At 34.8% G+C, this 2,661-nt stretch carries 2 protein-coding genes; both read left to right on the top strand.

The window, feature by feature from the left end; translation table 11 throughout:
• Positions 1-17 precede the first annotated feature (17 nt).
• On the top strand, positions 18-1,178 hold the full coding sequence (locus JJE11_RS17375) for a hypothetical protein (protein WP_291637902.1): 1,161 nt from the start codon (positions 18-20) through the stop codon (positions 1,176-1,178).
• A gap of 20 nt (positions 1,179-1,198) precedes the next feature.
• Complete coding sequence (locus JJE11_RS17380; RefSeq protein ID WP_291637904.1) at positions 1,199-2,581, top strand: FAD-binding oxidoreductase; 1,383 nt, start codon at positions 1,199-1,201, stop codon at positions 2,579-2,581.
• Positions 2,582-2,661 lie beyond the last annotated feature (80 nt).

Here is a 2,661-nt window from a genome sequence, read left to right on the forward strand (position 1 = left end):
TTAAAGGGGGCGATGTTATGAATAATAAAAAGATGATGCCTGCGTATTTTGCAGTAGCATTTGTATGGTTCACAACCCATTTTGGTGGAGGTTTTGCATCGGGTAGACAAGTTGTCGAGTATTATGTGGGATATGGGTGGTATGCTTCGTTCTTACCAATGGTTTCTCAAGCATTGAATGCAGTTATTTTTTACTATGCATGGAAATTTGGCGTGGAGAAGAAAAAATATGATTACAAAAGTTGGACATTAGAATTTTATAAACCTGTGGAAAAAATAATGTCTCCAGTATTCGAAATTATTTTTCAAGTAATTTTGATAACTGCTACAGCGGTTGCATTTGCAACTGGTGGAGCAACTGTTTCAGCTGCATTTGGAACAAGTTATATAGTTAACACTATTTTTATTGCCGCAGCAATGTTGCTTTTGACTATATTTGGTGCTTCCTTAGTAAGGAAGGCAGCGGGGGTTATAGCAATTACTATTATACTTGGCATGATTATAGTATATGTACCTAATATAATTGCGGCATGGGGTAAAATCTCTTCTAATATCGCAGGTCTAAAGTCTGGTGCAATACCTAATCAAGCTACTTTTGTGCAAGCTTTATGGAAAACAATAATTTATTCTGGTTTTCAGTCTTGTTGTCTTGGGGCATATTTAGCTCACTCAAGCGTTTTGAAAGATGCAAATGAAGCTAAAAAAGCTGCAACGTGGGGATTTGTAATAAATTCATTCGTACTTATGTTAACGACATTAGGTGTAATGGCTTTTTATCAAGACGGTATATTAAAAGAGGCAGTACCGGCATTATTTGTTGTTATGAATGGTGTGGGATCTTCTTGGATGACTCCTTTAATATCAATATTAGTAATTCTAGGAGCAGTATCTACTGGTGTAAACTTAATATATGGAACAACAAGTAGAATAGTTAATGTCTTATCTAGAAATGATACTGATGTTGTGAAAAAAGAAAAACAAACTAAAAGAAGTGCGATCGTTTCTTTCGTATATGTATTACTTACATGGTGTATTGCCCAGTTCGGACTTATACCACTTATTGCAAAGGGATATGGAACATTAGGCTATATTGCAGTATTTGTTATCATAATACCATTGCTTATAAAAGGTATTATAGGATGGAAACCAGTAGAAAAAGATGAGGAAGTGGCAATATAATAAACTAATTGGAGGTTAATATGAAAGCCGAATTGATAAATGATTTAACTAAAATAGTAGGAGAAGATTGGGTTGTTTCGGAGTTATCAAAAATGCAGAGCTATCTATATGATGAAACTGAACTAAAAATGAGACCGGTAGCCTCAGAAGACTGTGTAGTAATTAAACCTTCTACACCGGAAGAGGTATCAGCGATAATAAAATTGGCAAATAAATATCTAGTTCCAGTTGTACCAAGAGGTGGAGGGACAGGATTATGTGGTGGTTCTGTACCGACGCAAACAAGTATAATTTTATCTCTTGAAAGATTAAATAACATTGTAGAACTTGACGATAAGAACTTAATGATAACAGTTGAAGCAGGTGCAACTTTAGAGAAAATGCTGGAAGAACTTAAAAAGTATGATAAATTATTCTTCCCTATACATCCTGGTGACGAAGGAGCACAGATAGGTGGAATGGTTGTTGAAAATGCCGGCGGAGTAAGCGCTGTAAAACATGGTATAATGAGAAATCATATTAAAGGGTTAGAAGTAGTATTACCAACCGGTGAATTAGTTCAGTTAGGCGGAAAACTTCTAAAAAACAATATGGGTTATGATTTGCTTCACATGATGATTGGTAGTGAAGGAACACTCGGAATTGTAACAAAAGCTACACTTAGATTATACGCAAAGAATCCTAATATTGGTACATTATTAATATCATTTAATAGTGCAGAAGAGGCAGCGAGTGTAGTCCCTAAAATATTGCAGGAAGGAATAACTCCTCTAGCAATAGAATATATGGATAGAGAAGTGGCGCTAGAAGCTGCAAAACATATGGGACTTAAATATCCTGCAAACAAAGGAACAGCTGATTTGATGTTTATATTGGATGAAGCAAGTGAAGATGAACTTTATCAAAAATGCGAAAGAATTGTAGGTATGTGCGAAGAAAATGGTGCTGTTGACAGTTTAATAGCAGAAACAGCTAAAGACCAGAAAACTTTAATGGAGATAAGAAGTAATGTTTATACAGCTTATAAAAAAGATGTTGCTGATGCTCTTGATATGGCTGTTCCACCTGGATCAGTACCTGAATTTTTGAAAGATATAATTAATATTGCAAAGAAATATAATACTACATCTCCCGCTGTGGGGCATATAGCTGATGGTAACATGCATAATTTCATAATGTTTGATAATGGAAAGATGCCAGATTACTTAGATGATATAAGGAATGAAATGTATAACGCTGCCATAAGCTATGGGGGAACAGTAACTGCAGAACATGGCACGGGAAAAACTAGGAAAAAATATATGTCTCAACAATACACACAACGTGAAATAGAGATTATGCAGAATATTAAAAAATCCTTTGATCCAAACGGAATTTTGAATCCTGGAACAATAGTAGATTAAAAATACGAACGTCCAGGCAAGCAAATGTAAGAGTAGAAAAGTTGTACCTAGATAAGAGTTAGAATAAATAGAAATTGAAA

The organism is Clostridium sp. (assembly GCF_016650095.1).
Classification (GTDB): Bacteria; Bacillota; Clostridia; order Clostridiales; family Clostridiaceae; genus Clostridium_AD.